This window comes from Paenibacillus sp. SSG-1, from assembly GCF_002224835.1.
GTDB lineage: Bacteria > Bacillota > Bacilli > Paenibacillales > Paenibacillaceae > Paenibacillus_AQ > Paenibacillus_AQ favisporus.
Genome location: NZ_MBRK01000001.1, coordinates 7,521,877 through 7,542,507, shown reverse-complemented (window position 1 = coordinate 7,542,507; position 20,631 = coordinate 7,521,877). Strand labels below are relative to the sequence as shown.

Sequence of the window (20,631 nt, the reverse complement as noted above, 5' to 3'; positions counted from 1 at the left end):
TTACTTTAGGGCTTGCTGAATAATCAAAAAATCCTTATCTCACAAGGGTTTAGAGACACTTTTGTCGAATTCATCTGCAAAGAAAACACGGAAAATCGGTAAAAAACCTTGCAGATGGAGTGAGCGAAAGTGTTCGTGCTGAATCGAGATATGGCAGACTTGTTGGAAAACTTCTATTTGCCCTTTGGCGGAAAATTAAATCCAACCAATCGGTGGGTGCAGCTTGCGGCGATCATCCCTTGGGACAAAGTAGAAGAGAAATATGTGAGCTCGTTCAAGTCCCCAGCCATCGGCCAAAAGGCGTACTCGGCACGTATCGCCCTCGGCTCGCTCATCATCAAGGAGCGCCTTGGTTTAAGTGACCGCGAGACCACCTTACAAATCCAGGAAAATCCATATTTACAGTTCTTCTTGGGCTACACCGCGTATGTCGATGAAGTGCCGTTTCATCACTCCCTGCTCACGCATTTTCGGGAACGGCTCGGCTTGGAAATCCTAGCTGAAGTCAACGACTGGATCGCCCAAGCCGCGCTGCAAGCAGAGCGAGAGGTCGAGGCGAAACCGAAATCGTCCAAGCGAGATCGCGATGACGATGACAACGACGCGGGCGGCTCGCAGCTCACCATGGAGGTAGGGGACGCTTTCTCTATTCCCGAGGAGCCCCCTGTTGTGGCGAAGAAACCCCGCAACATGGCGAAAAAGCTACACGTCCTGCCATCTACAGCCGCACCGACAGCGGAAGTCATGAACAAGGGCACCCTCATGCTGGATGCGACATGCGCGCCTGCGGACATCAAGTATCCGACTGACTTGGGGCTGCTGAATCATGCCCGTGAAATCCTGGAAGACATCATCGACGTGCTGCACCGTCCCCATGTCGGAGCGATGGAGAAGCCGCGCACGTACCGCGAGAAAGCCAGAAAATCGTACCTGAGTGTTTCCAAGCAACGCAAGGCATCGGGCAAGGTGATCCGCAAAGCGATCAAAAATCAACTTGGCTACGTGGGACGGAATCTGCGGATTATTGAAGCCCTCGTGAAGTATACGCCTCTCACGGAACTGAGCAAAAGACACTATCGCCAGCTTCTGATCATCTCGGAGCTCTACCGTCAGCAGCGCGAAATGATGGAGAAGAAAACACATATCGTCGCCGATCGCATCGTGAGTATCGAACAGCCGCATGTACGTCCGATGGTTCGAGGCAAAGCTGGAGCGAACGTGGAGTTCGGCGCCAAAATCGCCGCCAGTCTGGTGGACGGTTACGCCTGGATCGAAACGGCACAATGGGACAGCTTCAACGAGGCAACCACGCTGCAAGCATCGGTGGAAGCGTACAAACAACGATTCGGGTATTATCCCGCCGTCATTCTAGCCGATAAAATCTACCGCAATCGAGACAACCTGAACTATTGCAAAACGCTAGGGATTCGCCTTAGTGGCCCGAAGCTCGGCAGACCCTCGAAAGAGCAAAGTGAAGTCGCCGATCGTCGGCAAGAGCGCCAGGACGCTGTACAGCGTAATGCGATCGAAGGAAAATTTGGAGAAGGCAAGCGCAAATTGGGCCTAGGTCGCATTCGGGCGCGTGGCGCCGAAACCAGTTTGACCGTCATCGCCCTTCAGTTTCTGGTCATGAATCTGGAGCGGCGACTGCGGGTTCTCTTTTTGCATTTTTTCAGACTGCTTGGGTTTAGAGACTTACGTTGGGTGTAAATGGAACGAATCTTGTTCAGCAAGCCCTACTTTAGCTGCTGATACATAGGATACAGCAAAACTAAATACCATAAGAACACTCATCAATAATAAAGATAATCTCTTTTTCAAAATCATCATCTCCTTTTCACATCTAGGGGCACACGCATGCCCTTTTTATATACTAGAAATCCGGTTCACAACATAAGTTCCATTATAATCCAAGCATCCTTTTCACTCAATTGATTCTCCCCCCTTTACTTTGCTTCTATAAAATGCAAAAAGCCCCACCAACCGAAATTAGTGGAGCTAAAACAAATCTTTGTATATATCGCCGCGATCTATCGCTCTTATAAAAATAATCTCTTCTTGATCATTTAGGCCTTGAGTAATGCGCTACCGTACCGCCGTTTCCTGCTTACAGAGATACTTGATTGCTTCTTTATGGTAAGTCAACTTGTAGTCCGAACTCACGCTTAGCTTCCCCCCTGAAACAAACTCGGTCGGAGCTTTTAGTTGTCTCAGTTCTTCGTCGCTCAACGGTTCATTATCTGGTTCCAGGCTGCTTATTTCATCCCAGCCCATCTTTTTCTCAGAACGGTCAATTAGGTATCGAAGGAAATCATATGCAGTGTTCTAATCTCGCTCATTCAGATGTTCAATTAATTTGCGAGCCACCGTAGTCCTCTCCTTTCATTACTTAACATCTCGCTCATTGTATCACCATTTAGTCGCTAAAAGAAAATACCCTCTTAAAAGAGGATATTAGAACTGTTAAATAATTCCATATTTTAATTTAAAGCTTCGCTATTAAGTTGATTCCATTATATACCTTATGAGGAGAAAATGCAAGATCATTTGTTCGCTTATTTGAACCGAGGATGAATGTGAAATTGATTTCTGTGTATAAGGTACATGCTGAAGTGAATAATATAAATTGGTGAATAACATCAGCGTGGCTAGATGACATGCCTTCCCCCCCGTTGTAAATAGGTCGTTTTTACAACGGGGAACGACCAGTTGGGGCAGGACCAACATGTTATTCACCCCTTCTTTTTCTGTATCTTTGACGGCTTATTATCGATTTTGTACGGTAAGCAGGATTGTTTTTAAAAAATGCCTCGTTAAGTCTCTGGGTTTCTTTATAATCCATTTCTTTAAAGATGGCTGCATTCGCAACAAGACGTTTTATCATAACTTTAAGTATGGGCTCCTTAGCAGCATCATTCATTTTTATCGCAGCATTTACAAAATCGTTAGCACTTCCCTCAAACTCTAATGCAAAAAGTTTTTGTAAATCATACAGTTGGTTAGTCTCACATCTTTCCGGATAATTAGCAATATAACTAAATGTGTGCTCCTTAACAGCTTGTTTCATTGATACTTTGTATAACTCCAATAAGAAAGACATAGCTATCCACTGAAGACCTTGAATAAGATCCTTAGTTTTTGCAGGCTTTTGTTTAATATATTGCTTATCAGAATGGTATTTGAAATAGTTTACATAATTCTCAGCTTCTTCGTCTATTTTAGTTACCCAAACATGGAATATCTTATTAGGTAATTCATAGATCTGCTTAACAAAACTTTCCTTTTCCTCTTTTCTCATCAGATGTTCAAAAATTGGAAGGCATCTTGCAACAATAGACAACAATTGGATAGCTCTTATCAATTTATTTCCAAACTCTTCTGCTTCCTCTTCGGAATAATCATATATATTTAATACTTCAATATCGTTCAGCGCTGATTTTTCATCCTTAATTACAGACTTTTCGTGTTGTGTGGTTGCATCAGCGGCAGGAAGCTCTACTTTATGATCTTTACTCCACTTCATAAAGTCAGGGATGTTATCTAATCTGAATTCGATCCAACTTTCGGTAAAATTATTAGCCATTTCTAATATGAATCTAAGAATACGAACATTATCTGTGATCAAGGTTAAGAACAATAATATGTCACCGTTCATTCCGAAACAAGCATTCTTAATAATGTATTGTAAATCTCTATCATCACCTGTTTCGTGATACTGAATATTTAAATGACGTGCTACAAAAAAAGCTATATAACTATTATTGGAAAATACATATGAATTTTCATCATCAACTAGAGGCGTTAATATCTGTGATTTGATAAACAAATCAAGTGCTTCATTTACATTTACATTAGTACCATATTCTTGATTATAGTTTTCAATGCATCTAAAGATCATTTCGCTTGGTATTGGATATTGTTTTTGAAAATGAACATTATATGCTATTGCCGATAACAACATAAATGCTTTTTCAACAGAAATTTTTGCCTTAAATCTACTAAGTGCATTTACCAAATTAGCCTCAAATACCTTACTAAAAATATTTGTAGTTCGAGAAGCAGCGTCTCCAACATTCTTACAATAATATGACACATATTTTAATATAAAATCGGGATCCAGTCTGATAAGTCTTTTTTGAGAGTTTACTGTATCAGAAATGCTACGGACTATTTTATTTTTTAATGTAGGTTCTGTAATGTGACAAGCCACTGATTTTTCTATTAATTCAGTTCTCTTATCTGCATAAAACATTGTTAATTCATATTTAAAAATAGAATCAGATGTTTTCAAAAACTCTTTCATTTGCTCAATAACATCTAAGTTGTAGTTTTTTTTCGAAGAAAAAATGAAATAAGTAAACTCATTTTGTACTGCCTCAATTAGTCTTTCAAAATGGTCCGGCGCAAGAAGATCAACATCATCAATTATAAATACCTTTTTTTCAGTAGGTGACTGCTGGAATCTTTGAAAATCAGATGGATTTTCACCGTAAATATCCACAAAGCAGTTTTTCAAAATCCGTCTAGGATTTCCCCTCAAATTCTCTGTACCGCAAAACACCGGTGTATATCCTTTTTCGGATAAAGATAGAAACAACCATTTTAATAGCGTAGTTTTCCCAGTATTGTACTGTCCATAAATCATTACTTTCTTCTTAGTTAATATCTCATTTACGAATTCTTCATCTGTTAAGAATTCATTACTTTGGCCAGTTGATAATTCAGCACTTTCAATCCGTGGAAATACAAAGTATTTTGTAAAATCATTAGACGATTCTTGTTTAAGATCATTAAGCAGTTTTAAACGATATTCTGAACTAATAACAAGTGTTCGTTCTTTAGATGGTTTATGAATAAGTTTATAATCGTCCCCAAAAGTAACTTCATATTGTTGTGTTTTGCAAGTAGAAAATGCTTAGATTTGCAGCCAAAAGTGCCAAGCCCACTTGCCAGCATCGAAGTTAAATAGGAATTCGTTCCATTGCTTGTTTGAAGCGGAAACTCTCACCTGTGAAGGAGAGGATATGAGCATGGTGCACCAGACGATCGACGAGAGCTGATGTAAGTTTGGTATCGCCAAATATCGATGTCCATTGACCAAACTCCAAATTGGATGTAACGATCACACTCTTTTGCTCATAGCAATCCGCAATTACGTTAAATAATAGCTCAGATCCGGTTTGGCTGAATGGGACGTAACCAACCTCATCGAGGATGAGCAAATCAACCTTTCTCAACTTATCTCGAAATCGGCTGAGTGTACCCGCCGCAAATTTCTCCTGAAGCACGGCGACCAGATCGGAGGCTCGGTAAAACTGCACCGCTTTGCCTCGGCGACAAGCCTCCACACCCAATGCCGTTGCCATATGCGTCTTGCCCGTGCCTACGGCACCCATCAAGAGCAAATTCTCCTTGCGTTCTAACCATTCTAATCCTTGGATTTTCTCTGGACTGCTGCCGTTCGGAAAAGTGATATGGTCATACACATACCCTTCAAAGGTCTTTATATGCGGAAATCCAGCCTGCTGGACCAGTTTTCCTAACTTGGCACGTCGGCGGCCGTCCAGTTCCGCATTAAGAATTTGTTCCACCATGCTTTGAATCTCTTCGTTCTGCTGAAGCGATACATAGTCCATGACATGCGCCAATCGTAGCTGCCGACACATATCCGCCAGTTCTGTCGCCATGTTAGCTCACCCCCACAAGTTGGTCGTAGTGTTCGAGGGAGCCATCTGAACGGGTCCCCGGTGGCGACAGCGTCTCTTCCCACGTAACCGGCAAGTCCCGGTTTCCATGTTTCATGCCAAGGACCGCCGTGATGCGGTCGACCGCCGTATCCTGCCCTAGCAACGCGATCGCTTCTTGGATCTGTTCTATGGTGTACACACCGCTCCAATGCGACAGCGCCTGAAGACGTTCTTTTCGCTCGGCCAGATCTTTCACCGTCACATACGCTTGCAATGTTTCCGGCAACATGCGGAGAAATTGTGAGTGTGTAACACTGCGCGGTTTTCTCAACCATCCGGTAAACACTTTCGACCACGGAACGTCCGCAGTTCGCCCCGTGTAAGGTCTGGGGACTTCCCGAATCTTCTGGTGGTGGCCGTTCAGAATGACCAGACGATCCCAGAACGTTTAGACTACTATATACAACTTAAAGAAGGTAGTTGTGGTGGAGAAAGTCCTCGGGGGACATATGACGAACAGAGAAGGAGCAGTAGCCCTAGGGCTGACCGAACGGCAAATCATTCGACTAAAGAAGAAATATAGCACTGAGGGAGGAGCGCAAGGTTTAATTCATAGAGACTGTAAAATCATTTGTGTAAACTCCTAAACCAAGTTACTCTAGCAGTAGACAATACGAGACGGGAGACGGAGAACACAATGGGCATGTTTACCAAAGAGCAATTGAGACAGTTCATCAGCGAGAACCACATCCAGACTGCCGGAGATGTGCAGAATGCGTTAAAAATCTGTTCGAGCCGCAAATCGTCAAGAAGCATCAGAATGACGTATCGGGCATAGCAAACCAGATTATATCGATGTACGCAAAAGGAATGTCCACACGGGATATTCAGGCGTACTACAACCAGGTGTATGGCGTTGACTTATCCCCGACGCTCGTCTCCAATATCACTGACCGCATCCTGCCGCTAATTGAGCAATGGCAGAACCGGCCGCTGCAGCAGGTTTATGCCGTTGTATTTATGGATGCCATTCACTACAAGGTTCGGCAAGACAAGGCAATTATAAACAAGGCGGCTTACATGGTCATTGGCATCGATCTGGAAGGACATAAAGACGTTCTGGGCATATGGATCGGCGAACATGAATCGTCCAAGTTCTGGCTTGGTGTTCTGAATGACCTAAAGAGCCGCGGTGTCAAAGACATCCTGATCAATTGTGTGGACAACCTGAACGGCTTCAGCGAGGCGATCGCAGCCGTCTATCCACAGACAGACGTTCAGAAATGCATTGTGCATCAAATCCGCAACTCTATGAAGTACGTGCCATACAAGGATATGAAGGCCGTTGCGGCTGCGCTTAAGCCGATATACAAGGCTGTCAATGAGCAGGCCGCTGCGGCTGCTATGGATGAATTCGAAGCTGTGTGGGGCAAGAAATATCCACACATCGTACGTTCCTGGCGCTCCAACTGGACCGAACTTACAGCGTTCTTCCAGTATCCGCAAGAGCTGCGGAAGATCATCTACACGACTAACGTGATCGAAGGCTACCATCGCCAACTTCGTAAAGTGACGAAGGGCAAGACGATATTTCCAAGCGATGATGCTCTTTTGAAAATGCTATATTTATCCACAATGGATGTCATGAAGAAATGGACTGGTCGGATCCTCGGCTGGGGACAAATCCTCCTACAGTTGTCCATTCACTTCGGGGAGCGTGTCACCCCCTACATGCATTAAATCTTTTAAATGAGTTTACACAAAATACTTGACAGACCCGAAGAAGAGACTCCATGTGATCATTACAGATGGTATCACAATCATATAGGAGAATAATCAAGCAAACCAAGCAATTCAGCGAATTCGCAATGCCTCGATTTATGGACGAATGTTTGAAGTCAATCATCGATTCCATTTGGGATTGGAACAAAGTTAATGAAGCTTTAGCTATATATAAACCAAACATAATTCAGGAAGATCATTCTTCGTATCAATTAAACTACGCTCAATACAAACCATGAAGAAATCGCATTTTATGCGGCTTCTTTTTTGTATAAGTCTTTCTTAAATTAACGATGATCCTATCCTGAATCAAAAATTGAATATTTTTCGGGGCTAACCATGCTTATTGCCAACTCTTTATCCTCACGTATATACTATCAAGTAATCTCGTACTAGTATTCACTGGCTATGATTGCTGTCAACTTCGAACAATTGGTTTATAGACACTGCTTCGTTATAATTTTGTGAAGGCGCAATAATCTTTATATCGGTTGGATAATTTGTATCTGGCCCAAGATTCTCATTTACCGAAATACTCACTTTATCAAAATCCCCCAAAATTTGAATGATTCCAAGTATCTTTAGGACAGGTTTCCCATTATTTATTGTAGTATAAACTATTGACCCCATATGCGGCTTATGTTCACTAAAAACGATATCAATTAATTGAAACGTCTCGGTATACTTATATTTATCTTCATCAATTTAGAACTAAGCATAAATACGGAGACTAACATGGTCTTTAATATTTTGTTTATCTTCATTTTCATCACCATCCCTTGATTTCATTTTTTCCTGGCCAGGAAATTTTTAGCTAAGTTAGTATCTGTTAAATCATACTATTAATCCTATATATTGTAAACACTTATATGTATAAATATGGTAATTTAATATACTACCTGAATCCGTGAACTTGATCCCTTAACGGCGTCTTCGAGGCAGAGGACACCGCACGCATTAAATCCGGCAACCGATTCCTTCGCTATTACCTGGTTGAAGCTGCCAACTCGGTGAAAAACCGCGATGAGGAATTCGGTGAGTATTACCGGAAGAAGTACCAGGAAGTTCCTAAGTACCAACACAAACGCGCCCTCGTCTTAACGGCAAGAAAACTTGTGCGTCTGGTCGATGTGCTGCTGCCGGGCGGCCAACTCTATACGCCACGGAAGAAGGTAACGACTGCGAAGGATTGACGCCACCTTTGCCCAAGCCCTTTACTATTCCCAGTAAAAATATGGAGTTTTCCTCGATTTTGACTGGGCTTAGTTTGATATTGTCATTTTTCCAGACTCAAAGCACTTTTCACTTGAAAATTTCCAATTTACTCGAATCTAGCACTTGACATCATACCGCTGGACTTATGATGATACCCATCTATGATTGCTTTCTTCTTGGTTTCATTATAGAATTTGGAACCATAAGGGGGAATGCTCGGAATGGCCAATAACCTTAACGATCGGAAGAGAAGTTCAGCTGCACGGAAGGCGAAATCGTCCTGTTCCCACCGGGGATTCCTCATCATTATTACACGTCGGAGGGCAGCCTTTGGGAGTTCGTCTGGGCGCATTTCATCCCGGAGGTGCGCTGGCTGGATCTGCTCCCCATCGGACAGGACAACAACGGCCCTATTACCCTCCAGCTAGGAAAGTCGGCCGCCTTCGAGCGGATGGTCCTCGCCTTCGAGCGGCTCGTTCGCGAGAAACGCCATACGGACCGTTACGCCGAGCTGCTGTCGCTTAACGCGCTGGAGGAGGCGCTTATTCATTTAGCGCAGTTCGCAGCGGTTAGCGTGAGCCTCGACCCTCGTATTGCCGATACGCTAATCTATATAACCGACCATCTTGACGCACCGCATACGATTGCCGAGCTTGCGCGGCGCGTGTCGCTGTCTCCCTCCCGCTTCTCCCATCTGTTCAAGGGGCAGACCGGCGATTCCGTGATGGAGACGCTGCTGAAGCTGAGGCTTAAGCACGCTGCCCGTCTGCTGAAGCATACGACGCTGCTTGTGTCCGAGATCGCCGGACTCGCCGGCTTTCAAAGCCCGTTTTATTTCACGAAGCAATTCACCGCCTTTTACGGAATGAGCCCGACGGACTATCGCCGGAAAACATAAAGATGGCCGCCCTCCAAAGTCACATGATGACTTTAGAGGGCGGCCTCAGCTTTGTAATACAGTGAGTACCTTCTATATGATGAGGCAGTTCTTCAATCCCCGATCGTTCACGCGTCGCGCACGACGCGAAAGCCGCAGTTGCCCGTCGAGCTGTCGGGCGTATTGGAGCTGCGCGCCGCCACCCTGTATCGGTTGCAATAAGAACGATGGCAGAGATAGGAGCCTCCGCGCATCGATCGGCTGCCGGTTGGCGCCGTATAGACGGGGTTATCGGCCGGCATCGTCCGGTGGTAGTCCGGCGAGAACCAATCCGCGCACCATTCCCACACATTGCCCGACATCTGATAGAGACCATAGCCGTTCGGCTTGTAGGTCTGGACAGGCGCTGTGCCGACATAACCGTCGCTTGCGTTATTTTTCACCGGGAACTTGCCCTGCCATATATTGCATTGATGTTCGCCGTCCAGCTTCAGCAGATCGCCCCATGGATAGGTCTTGCCTTCCAAGCCGCCTCTCGCGGCATATTCCCACTCCGCCTCCGTCGGCAGCCGAACGCCGGCCCAGCGGCAATAGGCTTCCGCATCGTTCCATGACACATGGACGACCGGATGATCCATTCGATCTTCGATCGAAGAATCGGGTCCTTCCGGGGCAGCCCAGTAGGCGCCTTCGACAACCAGCCACCAGGGAACGCCCTGAGGCACGTCCTTAACCCGCCGCTTCGTCTCCTCCGACGCCAGCAGATGGAAGACGAACGACCAGCCGAAGGACTCGGCTTCCGTTCGATACCCCGTTGCATCCACGAACATCTTGAACTGCTCATTCGTCACGGGATACGGCGACATCTGGAAGCCCCGAACCCGCACTTCGCGCGCCGGCCCCTCCCCATCCTTCGGAAAGCCTTCATTCGTGTTCGTGCCCATCAGGAATGTCCCGTCCGGTATAGTCACCATATCGCTGTGCATCGCCTTCTCCGCCTTGCGCGGCAGCCTTCGTTCCAAAGTCACGAAGCTGCTTCCAGCGGCAAGGTCCGGCTTCGTATCGGCGCGGGATGCCGAGCAGCACGGCGGCAGCTTGTCCTCGTTCAACATGTCCATCCCCCTTAGCTTTCCTTTGAAAGCTTCTAACTATATATCGCAATACCAATAAGTCCGGATATGACCAATATCGATAACGGATGTTTGCGGAACAGGAGCAGCGCAGCCAGCGACCCCGCAAAGATAAGCACCTGGCTTAACGTGAACCATGACAAAGACGCGACAAGTCCGTTCCTAATCGCAAACACAACCGCTGCATATAGAATAAGACCTGTAATGACCGAACGCAACCCATAGAGCGACGATTGCATCCACTTGTTTTGATGGATTTTGAAAAATACCATGCCGACCGCCACGATAATCACTAGCGAAGGCAGCACCATGCCGATGGCGGCAGCAACCGCGCCTGCTAGTCCCGCCTGGTGCATGCCGACGAATATCGCCATATTCGTTGCGATCGGACCGGGCGACATGCCCGCGACGCCGATCATATCCGTGAATTCGGAAAGTGTCATCCAGCCGTGCCGCTCGACAACCTCCTGCTGAATAAGCGGAATCATCGCGTAGCCGCCGCCGAAAGCGACGAATCCGATCATCAGAAACGTCAGGAACAGCTCGAGCAGAATCATTGGGCGCACCTCCTTCATATTCAATCTGAATTAGATCATATAATCAAACACTTGCTCCTGCGGCTTGGGCGTCTTCTGATTCAGCCTCTCCCGCGCCTGCCCTTGCCCCCGCTTAGCCTTCACCATTTGAATGGCGATTCCCGCTGCCGCGCCTCCAATAATAAGCAGCATAGGATGGATATATGCCTGACCTACCAATAGCAGCAGCAACGTTACAACGATGAGCACTGCAGAGGTTTTATCGACAAGCGCTTTTTTGCCGTATTTGATGCCGGCATACGCGATCAACGCCACGATCGTTGCCCTGATCGACAGAAAAGCCGCTTCGACCTTGGGATTATCCTTTACTTGAAGGAAAATGAACGACAAAGCTACTATAATAGAGAAGGTCGGAAGCAGCATCCCCGCCATCGCAGCGATCGCGCCGCGAATGCCGGCAACACGATAACCGATGAACGTCGCGGAATTAATCGCGATCGCGCCCGGAACCGATTGAGCAACGGCGAAAACATCAGCAATATCTTCGCCTTCCATCCACTTCCGTTTCTCTACGACTTCCCGCTCAATGGCCGGCATAACCGCAAAGCCGCCGCCGAACGTAGTTGGGCTAATTCCGAGAAACGTCATGAACAATTGCCAGATGAGCTTCCCCGTTCCCTTCATGTCGATCTCTCCCTTTCCGATTTCTATCTCTATGAGTAGTATACCACCTTTTTTTCATTTTGAAATTAACTTTATTAAAAAAGGGCTATAATAAATCATTATAGAAGTCATAAGTCAAATATTCCGCCTAAATATATAGGTCCTATTCGAATGGTTTAACTGGGATATGATTCGTTTTTGCCATTTTGCAAATAAGTGGCACATATGTTATCTCAGTCTAGCTAATTACGCCGCATTTAGGATATGATAAAGGATAAAGGTCTTAAAGTTAATAGGAAAAGTAGGGATGAGGATGGACCAGCTTGCTACCAAACAATCCGTCAAAAAAACGGTGTACCAGCATATAGCGCATCAAGGCGTCGTATCAAAAGCCGATCTGCTCCCCAGCTACTCGCTTACGTCCAGCACGATGAATCGTTTGCTGGACGAGCTGCTTGGCGACGGGCTAATCGTGGAATCCGGCTTCGGACCTTCGAACGGCGGCCGCAAGCCGATCCTGTACAAAATCAATGAAGCGTACGGCTATGTCTTCGGACTTGAAATATCGCGGTTTTATTCGACGTTAGGTTTGTTCGACATGGGCATGAATGCAAAGTCGTCCGTGAGGTGGCGGATGGATCAGGATATGACGCCCGATCACTTCGTTGCTTATGTCGCCGGGCAAATTCGGAATCTGCTCGCCGATCACGGGCTGACCGAATCTCAAGTCATAGGGATCGGGATCGGCGCTGTCGGGCCGCTGAACCGCGATGAAGGGTTAATTCTGAACCCGCTCTACTTCCCGGCGAGCGGCTGGAACAATGTGCGGATCTGCGAGCGGATCGAGGCGGCAACCGGTATTCAAGCGAAGCTGGACAACGGCGCCAATACGGCGCTGATCGGCGAGCATTGGGCGCTTAGACATGAAGGCATCGAGCATATGGTCTACGTCCATGCGGGAATGAGCATGCGCTCCGCAATGATGTCTCACGGCCGGATTATTTATGGCTCGGTAGATATGGAAGGTTCGATCGGTCAAATGATTATCCAATCCGACGGCCCTCGTCTCCACGAGGAAGGCAATTACGGCGCACTCGAAGCGTATGTCTCGATTCAGGCTCTCGAGAAGCAGGCGCGCTCCGATGCCAAGATGGGCCGCGGCGATCTGACGACCGCTTACCATATGTCGGCGGAACAGATCAGCTATGATATTCTGCTCAGGGAGTTAGCGCGCGACAACGCCTATGTATCCGAGCTGTTCCTGCGGGCAGCGTGTTACTTCGGCATCGGCTTGTCCAACGTTATCAATCTGTTCCATCCGCAGACGATAATTCTCGGCGGCACGCTGGTCAATTCGCATAACCGGTTCTTCCAGACGGCAACCGAAGTGGCGAAGAGCAACGCGTATTATTATCCCGAATACGTCCCCGTGTTCTCCAAGGGCGTTCTGAAGGAAGACGCCGTCGCGACCGGTGCGGCTCTTATGGTATGGAAGGCGATGCCTGTCTAAACGGCGATCCGTTCAAAATGCAAAAAACACGTTGTCCATCCGAGCCGATGTAAGCTCGACAGTGACAACGTGTTTTTTTCTTCCTCTGCTATCGGGTCAACTCAATCGGGTGGCGTCTTATCAGTTCCGGAACCGCATCGCTTCGGCCGCTTTCCTTAAGCCGTTCCAGATAGCGGGGCAAATTCCCTTTGGCATGATACGCCCCCCCTTCCTTCATTACCGTCCATAGCGGATCAACATCGTATTTCATCGAAGACATCATCTCGTCATGCCAATCATTCAGAATGTAAATGGCATCCTTGCACACATGAGGCATTTCCGCCGCCAGATTGCGCTGCTCGAACGGGTCGTCCTTCAGATTGAAGAGCATCTCCTTGTCAAACAAATGATAACCGTCATGGTAGGTCCGTCCGCATATACAGCCAATCTTCGAATCGAACGCTCCGCTGGCATACATGCGCGCACTGGGATACAACCAGATAGTCTCGGCCATTGTAGGGAGCAGATCCAGATGATAATGCAGTCCGCTGTCTGAAGTGCCGTGGGTCATTCCGGGCCAACGGATAATCATCGGAATACGGCAAGTCGCCTGATCGGAAGTTCCGTGTTCGCCATAGATGCCGAGCTCGCCCATATTTTCGCCGTGGCCTGCCGTTATAATAACGACCAAATCATCCATTACCCCCTTCTCTTCGAGCGGCTTGAAGATAGAGCCGATACGTTCGTCCATATGGCGGACGCCGCAATCGTAGCCGTCGATCATAAATCGCAGTTCTTCCTTGTTGCGAATCTCTCCCGGATGTCTTGGATATTCGGGATTGGTCCGGTTGGCATACATGTTGATATCGCTTGCGCTATGCGGCCCCGTCTTCCGCATGTGCGCTTCCAGAACATCGCCCGCCGTGACCTACTACGCCGTTGTGTATGCCGAATCTGCCCGTCATCAACGCTGTGCGCGAAGGAAAACAAGGCGCGTCCGATGTGTAGTAGTTATCAAACTTGATTCCTTCGGCGGCAATACGGTCAATATGGGGCGACGTGTTTCTTGCATAGCCGTAGCAGCCAAGGTGATCCGGGCGCATTGAATCCAAATCAAGCAGCAATACTCTCATGAACGTGTTCCCCTCTTTTGTGTCGATTTCATTCCTACTAATCGACAGCGCGGCAGTCCGAAGGTTGAAGCGGCGATTCGAAGGCGCGCTGCCAAGGCTCGCCCGCGAGCTCATAAACCCAGTTTGACAAATAAGGATCGAACAAGACGGTTTTATCATTCCATTTGACAAGAAAACCTTCCTGGCCAAGCGACCATACTGCAATCGCATCCTCTGGAAGTGTGGTCGAGCGGACTTGCTCTCGAATGTTATTCGTCGGTTGAATTGGTGACATATGCTTAAGCTCCTTTGGGTGTGAATGGTATAATAGGAAAAGAACCGGTTAAGAGAAGATGAATCCATTCATGAACGATTTCAGTCAGCGCCAGCGTGACATTCGCAGGCTGGTGGCCAAGCGGGCTTGCGAGCAGCCCTTGCTGCCGAGCGGTCTATGGTTTCACGGCGATATACGCGACAACTTTTATTATGCGTCCTACTTGTATGCCGCCGCAAGTGAAGGCGAAGCTCGTCTGAGTCAAGTCAGTGTGGGCACTTTTTTGGGGGATGATGGATCATGCGAAAAAGAGCCGCGGCTTTGCCATTGGCTCCGTTTGCTTCAAGTGTCTTCCGGTAATCTTCCAGATGTTTGCGGTGCCGCCGGATCCTGTCTGGCCAACGCCTGTCTGACGGCTTTCCATATCTTCGGCAGGTGTCCCACAAACCGCTTCAGATCGCGTACTGTTCGGTCAGAAAGTCGCCGAACCCTTCCCAAAAGTCACCCTCGCTCCGATGCAGGTAATGCTGCTTGTTCGTAAGCCGCACACGCTTGCCGACCTGCTCCCATCCCTCATGCACCACGGCGATCACATGCTCCATCCCGTGCCGCTTCCGCCGCTGCAGTTTTCGTGTACAGGCCATCCACTTCCACGAACAGCACCCTGGCCTTGCGCTGTTCCACAGCCTTCACCGGCCCCTCCGCCGCAAAGGCAATAGCTGGTTCCAGCAGATGCGGACTGACTTTCCCTCGCCCTTCAAATCGCAAGTGCTGGTCGAGCAGGTACACGTATTTGCCGGTTTGGCGATCCATGTACAACCTTCGCTTGAAGCGGATGTTGCCAAATACGGTGTTCATGCTGGTCTCCCGTTCGGCCTTGACGCGATACCGCTCCCGATCCCGTTGCTCCAGAATGATCTCATCCAACTTCTCCAGCGCGGTTCTCATCGCGGCGGTGAACAGATCCTGCATCTTTCTGAACATCCACTCTTCAAGCTCTTTCATTGTCGGAATGATTGTGCTAAAGTGCTGCACAGGAGCCTCCTCCTTTTTGGTGTGTTTTTGGCAAATTTTACTCTAAAGACATGACCTATGCAGTTCGAGGTAATCCTTGGTAAATTTCCGGTTTGGGGGTAGCCCAAAGAAGCATTAAATAATGCTCCGGCCAAAAAAGGTCAATAAGTCTTGCAAACTGCCGCACTTGTGTGTCACAATCAATAGAGATTCGCTGAATGCCCCTGTGGTTTTTCACGCGAATCTGACAACGAGTGTGGAAGAGGCCACGAACCATTTCGCCGTGGGTGTAGCCTTCATCATCACTCGTTTTTTCTTTGTTCAGTTCAAAGAGCGCCACAGCCAACAAGGTTTCAGCGGCAAACAATAGCTCGAAATGGGCATGGTGATGCGCTTCGGATTCGGAATGGCATTTCTCAAAAGCCAGTTCCTGTTTGGCGGCGCGGAAGAACACTTCGATGCGCCAGCGCTTGGCATAGGTTTGTACCACGTCTTTCGGAACATCATGGCGATTGCTGATCAACAAATATGCACCTTTATAAGTGGCCGGCTCTTCTTCTTGTTCAGTTTGAATCGAGTCCGATTCCGTGAGCTCATCTTCCTTCAATCGCATGGCAACAACCGCAGCCACCAGAACATAGCGTTGCTTGGTCACTTGCTTTCCTTTCCGATTCACCGTGATGTATGGACGCTTCATGTAGATGCCCGGTATCGAAATAGAACTCAAACCGGATGTTGCTTGACGTGTCAGTTCCTTAAAGACTTCACGGATCAGCATGACCGGAGTCAGCGGCACGTAACGTTCCCGGCGAGTGCCAGGTTCGATGACTTTACGGAACAAAGCCGTGTTGCGTTTGGCCTTGGTGACCCAATCAAAGTTATTCTCTTCAAGGAACGAGAAGAAATGCTTGCACAGGTACCAGCGATCCAAGGCTACCCACAACCGGCACGTAACGGATTCGCGCAGCATGAGCAGCATCTGCTTGGCTAAATCGATTTTGGTAAGACCTTCTCCTTTCGTTTCGGGCTTGTGCCAGATCCGGTAAAACAACGGATACTCCAATCCGCTTTTCAGAACGGCCTGCAGGACCACCAGATTCGTTGCCCAGACATAGGCTTTAGCGGAATGATCAAAGAGCCAGTTCAAAAATGGAAGATGTTTGGCAAAGGGATGTGCGCTGTGCGTGTCATCGAGATTCACGACATCCCCATCGGTAATCGCCGTCAAAGGATCTTGCTGCAAGCGCGCGACACGCTTTTTCCCAAAAGTCGTCCAAGCAAAGCCTTTCGTAAAGAAGCGACTTAAGGTGTACTGAGCAAGCTTCCAAGGCTGGAACATCGCCTTCAGTAAAGCGTCTTTGTCGGCTAACTGCGCCATCTGGACGACAGAGGAGCAGTTGGAAACGAGACCGACAACGTAGAGAAAACAAAGTAACCACGACGGAGCGCCACTTCGTTTCATAATGCCGGATTGAGTGAGCAACAGAGAGAAGTCAAATCGCTCCCAAAGGCTTTTCAGAATGGGTGCTCCGGCGCATTCGCTGTGATTCAGTTCTTTGAACCTTGGTTTTTGCAACGCTGACATTGGAAAACCACCTATAATCTAGAAGATATACCTTTGAAAAAGGTATCCTTCGCGATTATGGGGGTCCTTCGAAAAAGTCAAGCACTTTTCACGGATCTTCATTGAACTATTTATGACAATTTTGGCGCGATAGAATTACCAGCTAATGGATTGAACTGCATAGGTCATGTCTAAAGAAATAAAGAAGTATATTCAACAAAACAGTAACCGCCTCCGCGCGAGTCAAATAGTCGCCCGGAGCGAACAAATGTCCGCTGCGGCACTTAATCAATCCCGCTTCCGCGGCAGCTGTCACGCTCGAGCTTGCCCATGCGGGGATATGATCCGCATCGTTAAACGGCGGATTCGATTCGGCTGCAAGAGGCAACCGCAATGATCGCGCAGCTATGACGGCCATCTCCGCTCGCGTCACCAAACGGTCTGCGCGGAATGTGCCGTCGCAGTAACCGACTAACAAATCAACCTTGCCCGCTGCATATACATGCGGTTGCGCCCATGCGGCGATCTAGTCGTGATCGACGTAAGCGTCCGCTTCGTCTTCGGAGTCAGCCGCCGATGGCAGCTGCAGCGCGCGTACGAGCATAGCCGCGAATTCCGCACGAGTGACTTGACGCTGCGGACGGAACGTACGGTCGCCGTAGCCGTGGATGAAACCAAGCGATATTGCGTGATTAATTTCGTATTCCGCCCAATGAACGGCGGTATCGACAAAGCCCATCCCGTCGTACTTACTGACTGCCACAACCTGTTGGCCCCGCGCGTAAGCGATCATAACGAGACTGGCATCCACCAATTCGGCACTCTCGAGCACAACAACGGCTTCACCCGGACGAATTCGTTCAAACACAAGCGTTACCAATGTTGCGCTGCCGTTCAAACCGGCGACGCTCCCGACATTCGTATGGGCGAATCACAACTTCGCACCCTCCACGATCGGGTTGACCGAGAAACCCGCAATGCCGCTCTTGGCTTCCTTCAACCGCTAGCGATGCTCATCGAAGCTGAAAATTAAAATTATCTCTCCAATCGGCATTACTATCAAGGAAATCATTAATTGGCTGCAATAAATCTACTTTTACGAATTCCTTCGTCATTGCATCTGGCCACATTACGAACAAATCAGGCATTTCGTTAGCTGCAGCAGCTGTTCTTAGGCGAGTCTTCAAGCCGTCTGTTGGCAGCCCTTCGATTTCCAAATTAATATTCGGATGATCCTGACTAAATTGATCAAGAATGCCTCTCATCGCAATTGCTTTTGCATCCTGACCAGCCCAGTTATGCCAAATCGAAATCGTTACTTGATCCTCAGATGCATTCTCGTTTCCTCCATTGTTGGAACCGTTGTTACCGCAGGCAGTAAGGAAAAGAGCAAAAGCTGCGAGTAAAAATGCGAATTTTTTATTTTCTTCATCTCTCTTATAAACCTCCCTTTTATGTTCTACAATGATAATTGTTGTCTAGATCTTCAGTTTGGGTTAAAGGGATAATCATCAGAATCATGGTAGAAGATTTTCAGATATAGGGTAGTGATTCCGCCCGACTCCAATAATCTCTATTCGTAGGGTGATACGTCGTAGATACTATCAACTTTCAAAATCAAATTTAAGTGGTAATAAACGAAAATACCCCATCATCTTGCTTGCTGAACGTAATACTGGCGAGCTGCCTGCCTTATTTAAGAAGCATTCAAAGATTTTACCTGTTCAACTGCGTAATCGTCCCCTCGGCGCTCATCAAGCGCTGCATCTTGGCAAGATTGTCCGCCTGCATCAAATGATAACTGTTTACCGTATTTTTTTCCGATCGTTCCATCCCGCGATAATTAGCAATTCTCCCGAGCTCATTTCGCCAGCTGTCCAGCCGGGAGATCAGCTGATCCCGAATCTTTCGATATGCCGGGTCATGGAACAGGTTGTGAACTTCCTGGGCATCATCCTCCAGATGATACAGCTCGCCCTCCACGACATCCTCAAGAAACATTGGCGTATATTTCAAATAATGGTCATTCAGCAGCTTATCATGCAGCTGTTCTTGACCAGGATACAAAGTTAGCTTCCATTGCCCGCTTCGAATCATCAGAGCAGGTTCATCCTGCAAACCACCAGTGAAGATGTGTCCGAATACCTCCGTTTTGACAGCAACTTCGTCCCCCCTCAGCAACGGCATCAAGGATGTCCCCTGCACGCATGCTGGCACTTCAATACCTGTTGCATCCATAATCGTAGGCATAATATCCACAATTTCAGCAAAGCTGTCGTAACTTCCTTGATACTTCGATCTGGGAAACTTGATCATCAAGGGGATTCTGCACACTTCTTCATACATAATGCCCCACTTCTCGATAAAGCCATGTTCGCCCATCATTGAGCCATGATCGGAGGTAAAAACAATGATAGAATTATCATAAAGATCTAGCTCCTTTAAGCGAGCGATGACTTGCCCCACCCGATCATCCACATGGGTAATCAAGCCGTAATAGCTGGCTATACTTTTACGATAATCTTCCTCTGTCAAACGATCGAACCCCCGTGCACGGTAATAATAACGATGCATGAGCGGCTTCGACGTCAAATCTTCGTTCCATGTCGCAGGCAAAGGCATATCGTCAGGGTGATACATCGAGGCATACGGTTCCGTTGGAAAATACGGCGTGTGAGGATCGATGATCGACAATCGGTAAAATAATGGTCGCTCACTGTCTTTCAATTCATCCAATCTGTCTATATATGCTCTGGTAACACGAGAATCGGCTGTTTCCTCCGGCTTCTGTGGATTTTTTCCATGGATGATCAAGGAAACCTCTCCCTCATTCTTCTTGTAAACACTTCGATTTAACAGCTCGCGATCCGTTACTCCGAACACACTGACACCGCCATCGTCAAATAAACCACGCGGATAATTTTCCTCAAAGCCGAAGCTGCCGGGCGTATTAAAATGTGTTTTGCCATAGTTGATCGTGCGATAACCATGGTCATGCATCGTTTGGTATAAAGAAACCTCATCTTCGACTGGTGCAAAAGCGTTGTCCAGCACACCATGGCTTAATCCGTATCTCCCCGTAGCCAAGCTCACTCGAGCAGGCGCACACATCGGACAATTCGTATATGCATTCGTAAAAACAGCCGCATCCTTCGCAAGGGCATCCAGGTGAGGCGTTCTCACGATCGGATGGCCTCTGAACCCAAACGTATCTGCTCGCAATTCATCTGTCATAATAAAAAATACAGGTGGTTTTCGGGGCATCATGGATTCATTCTCCTTTCATAG

At 47.6% G+C, this 20,631-nt stretch carries 18 protein-coding genes and 3 pseudogenes; 6 read left to right on the top strand and 15 right to left on the bottom strand.

All coding sequences use genetic code 11. The features are described from left to right. Nucleotides 1-129 precede the first annotated feature (129 nt). A complete protein-coding gene (locus BCV73_RS34545; protein WP_481855787.1) occupies nt 130-1,710 on the top strand; it encodes an IS5 family transposase in 1,581 nt (526 codons plus the stop codon). Between the two features lie 1,018 nt (nt 1,711-2,728). On the opposite strand, the gene BCV73_RS34535 is transcribed toward BCV73_RS34545, so the two are convergent. From BCV73_RS34535 to BCV73_RS34525, 3 genes are all read right to left on the bottom strand, one after another. Continuing rightward, nucleotides 2,729-4,645: an STAND family AAA ATPase gene (locus BCV73_RS34535; protein WP_089550032.1), complete on the bottom strand. Its 1,917-nt coding sequence runs from the start codon at nt 4,643-4,645 to the stop codon at nt 2,729-2,731. Between the two features lie 316 nt (nt 4,646-4,961). Further along, nucleotides 4,962-5,687, bottom strand: a complete 726-nt coding sequence (istB, locus tag BCV73_RS34530) for an IS21-like element helper ATPase IstB (protein WP_009226406.1) — start codon at nt 5,685-5,687, stop codon at nt 4,962-4,964. 1 nt (nt 5,688) lies between these two features. After that, on the bottom strand, nt 5,689-5,976 hold the full coding sequence (locus BCV73_RS34525) for a hypothetical protein (RefSeq protein ID WP_036646214.1): 288 nt from the start codon (nt 5,974-5,976) through the stop codon (nt 5,689-5,691). Between the two features lie 431 nt (nt 5,977-6,407). Here BCV73_RS34525 and BCV73_RS34520 point away from each other — a divergent pair, with 431 nt between their 5' ends. From BCV73_RS34520 to BCV73_RS34505, 4 genes and pseudogenes are all read left to right on the top strand, one after another. Further along, nucleotides 6,408-7,427 (top strand): IS256 family transposase, encoded by a 1,020-nt coding sequence (locus BCV73_RS34520; protein ID WP_415841585.1) that lies wholly within the window; start codon nt 6,408-6,410, stop codon nt 7,425-7,427. Between the two features lie 965 nt (nt 7,428-8,392). Then, nucleotides 8,393-8,662, top strand: a pseudogene (locus BCV73_RS34515) (IS110 family transposase); the annotation flags it as partial. Between the two features lie 281 nt (nt 8,663-8,943). Further along, nucleotides 8,944-9,183 (top strand): annotated as a pseudogene (locus BCV73_RS36085) (AraC family ligand binding domain-containing protein); the annotation flags it as partial. A 75-nt stretch (nt 9,184-9,258) separates the two neighbouring features. Further along, nucleotides 9,259-9,582, top strand: coding sequence for an AraC family transcriptional regulator (locus BCV73_RS34505; RefSeq protein WP_332306514.1), 324 nt, complete (start codon nt 9,259-9,261; stop codon nt 9,580-9,582). A gap of 107 nt (nt 9,583-9,689) precedes the next feature. Here BCV73_RS34505 and BCV73_RS34500 read toward each other — a convergent pair whose 3' ends face one another. Genes BCV73_RS34500 through BCV73_RS34490 form a run of 3 tightly spaced genes read right to left on the bottom strand, consistent with a single transcriptional unit; the run spans nt 9,690 to nt 11,911 of the window. Beyond that, nucleotides 9,690-10,679, bottom strand: coding sequence for a formylglycine-generating enzyme family protein (locus tag BCV73_RS34500; RefSeq protein WP_009226401.1), 990 nt, complete (start codon nt 10,677-10,679; stop codon nt 9,690-9,692). 26 nt (nt 10,680-10,705) lie between these two features. Next, nucleotides 10,706-11,248: a chromate transporter gene (locus BCV73_RS34495; RefSeq protein ID WP_009226400.1), complete on the bottom strand. Its 543-nt coding sequence runs from the start codon at nt 11,246-11,248 to the stop codon at nt 10,706-10,708. A 30-nt stretch (nt 11,249-11,278) separates the two neighbouring features. Continuing rightward, complete coding sequence (locus BCV73_RS34490) at nt 11,279-11,911, bottom strand: chromate transporter (RefSeq protein WP_009226399.1); 633 nt, start codon at nt 11,909-11,911, stop codon at nt 11,279-11,281. Between the two features lie 286 nt (nt 11,912-12,197). Here BCV73_RS34490 and BCV73_RS34485 point away from each other — a divergent pair, with 286 nt between their 5' ends. Beyond that, nucleotides 12,198-13,400 (top strand): ROK family protein, encoded by a 1,203-nt coding sequence (locus BCV73_RS34485; RefSeq protein ID WP_009226398.1) that lies wholly within the window; start codon nt 12,198-12,200, stop codon nt 13,398-13,400. Between the two features lie 88 nt (nt 13,401-13,488). Here BCV73_RS34485 and BCV73_RS34480 read toward each other — a convergent pair whose 3' ends face one another. The 9 genes and pseudogenes from BCV73_RS34480 to BCV73_RS34445 all read right to left on the bottom strand — a co-directional run bounded on the left by BCV73_RS34480 (nt 13,489) and on the right by BCV73_RS34445 (nt 20,610). After that, nucleotides 13,489-14,277, bottom strand: coding sequence for a sulfatase-like hydrolase/transferase (locus BCV73_RS34480; protein WP_379402341.1), 789 nt, complete (start codon nt 14,275-14,277; stop codon nt 13,489-13,491). Continuing rightward, entirely contained in the window at nt 14,255-14,512 is a 258-nt protein-coding gene (locus tag BCV73_RS36265) for a sulfatase-like hydrolase/transferase (RefSeq protein WP_379402343.1), read from the bottom strand. The genes BCV73_RS34480 and BCV73_RS36265 overlap by 23 nt, the downstream gene beginning before the upstream one ends. A 37-nt stretch (nt 14,513-14,549) precedes the next feature. Continuing rightward, complete coding sequence (locus tag BCV73_RS34475) at nt 14,550-14,786, bottom strand: MBL fold metallo-hydrolase (protein WP_036646206.1); 237 nt, start codon at nt 14,784-14,786, stop codon at nt 14,550-14,552. Between the two features lie 257 nt (nt 14,787-15,043). Beyond that, nucleotides 15,044-15,800, bottom strand: a pseudogene (locus BCV73_RS34470) (UPF0236 family transposase-like protein); the annotation flags it as partial. Between the two features lie 55 nt (nt 15,801-15,855). After that, nucleotides 15,856-17,364, bottom strand: coding sequence for a transposase (locus tag BCV73_RS36080; protein ID WP_256993105.1), 1,509 nt, complete (start codon nt 17,362-17,364; stop codon nt 15,856-15,858). A 142-nt stretch (nt 17,365-17,506) separates the two neighbouring features. After that, the gene (locus BCV73_RS36260; protein WP_260842849.1) at nt 17,507-17,869 is read right to left on the bottom strand and encodes an S-layer homology domain-containing protein; all 363 of its coding nucleotides are present in this window, start codon (nt 17,867-17,869) and stop codon (nt 17,507-17,509) included. Then, entirely contained in the window at nt 17,870-18,241 is a 372-nt protein-coding gene (locus BCV73_RS34455; RefSeq protein ID WP_036646203.1) for an S-layer homology domain-containing protein, read from the bottom strand. It abuts the gene before it with no gap. 115 nt (nt 18,242-18,356) lie between these two features. Continuing rightward, nucleotides 18,357-18,608, bottom strand: a complete 252-nt coding sequence (locus BCV73_RS36160; RefSeq protein ID WP_009226394.1) for an extracellular solute-binding protein — start codon at nt 18,606-18,608, stop codon at nt 18,357-18,359. Between the two features lie 451 nt (nt 18,609-19,059). Then, complete coding sequence (locus tag BCV73_RS34445) at nt 19,060-20,610, bottom strand: sulfatase-like hydrolase/transferase (protein ID WP_009226393.1); 1,551 nt, start codon at nt 20,608-20,610, stop codon at nt 19,060-19,062. Nucleotides 20,611-20,631 lie beyond the last annotated feature (21 nt).

Coding starts and splice junctions, on each gene's coding strand:
- BCV73_RS34535 (WP_089550032.1), bottom strand. CDS start 4,645: ATGATTTATGGACAGTACAATACTGGGAAAACTACGCTATTAAAATGG.
- istB (WP_009226406.1), bottom strand. CDS start 5,687: ATGGCGACAGAACTGGCGGATATGTGTCGGCAGCTACGATTGGCGCAT.
- BCV73_RS34525 (WP_036646214.1), bottom strand. CDS start 5,976: ATGTTGCCGGAAACATTGCAAGCGTATGTGACGGTGAAAGATCTGGCC.
- BCV73_RS34500 (WP_009226401.1), bottom strand. CDS start 10,679: ATGGACATGTTGAACGAGGACAAGCTGCCGCCGTGCTGCTCGGCATCC.
- BCV73_RS34495 (WP_009226400.1), bottom strand. CDS start 11,248: ATGATTCTGCTCGAGCTGTTCCTGACGTTTCTGATGATCGGATTCGTC.
- BCV73_RS34490 (WP_009226399.1), bottom strand. CDS start 11,911: ATGAAGGGAACGGGGAAGCTCATCTGGCAATTGTTCATGACGTTTCTC.
- BCV73_RS34485 (WP_009226398.1), top strand. CDS start 12,198: ATGAGGATGGACCAGCTTGCTACCAAACAATCCGTCAAAAAAACGGTG.
- BCV73_RS34480 (WP_379402341.1), bottom strand. CDS start 14,277: ATGCGGAAGACGGGGCCGCATAGCGCAAGCGATATCAACATGTATGCC.
- BCV73_RS36265 (WP_379402343.1), bottom strand. CDS start 14,512: ATGAGAGTATTGCTGCTTGATTTGGATTCAATGCGCCCGGATCACCTT.
- BCV73_RS34475 (WP_036646206.1), bottom strand. CDS start 14,786: ATGTCACCAATTCAACCGACGAATAACATTCGAGAGCAAGTCCGCTCG.
- BCV73_RS36080 (WP_256993105.1), bottom strand. CDS start 17,364: ATGTCAGCGTTGCAAAAACCAAGGTTCAAAGAACTGAATCACAGCGAA.
- BCV73_RS36160 (WP_009226394.1), bottom strand. CDS start 18,608: ATGAGAGGCATTCTTGATCAATTTAGTCAGGATCATCCGAATATTAAT.
- BCV73_RS34445 (WP_009226393.1), bottom strand. CDS start 20,610: ATGATGCCCCGAAAACCACCTGTATTTTTTATTATGACAGATGAATTG.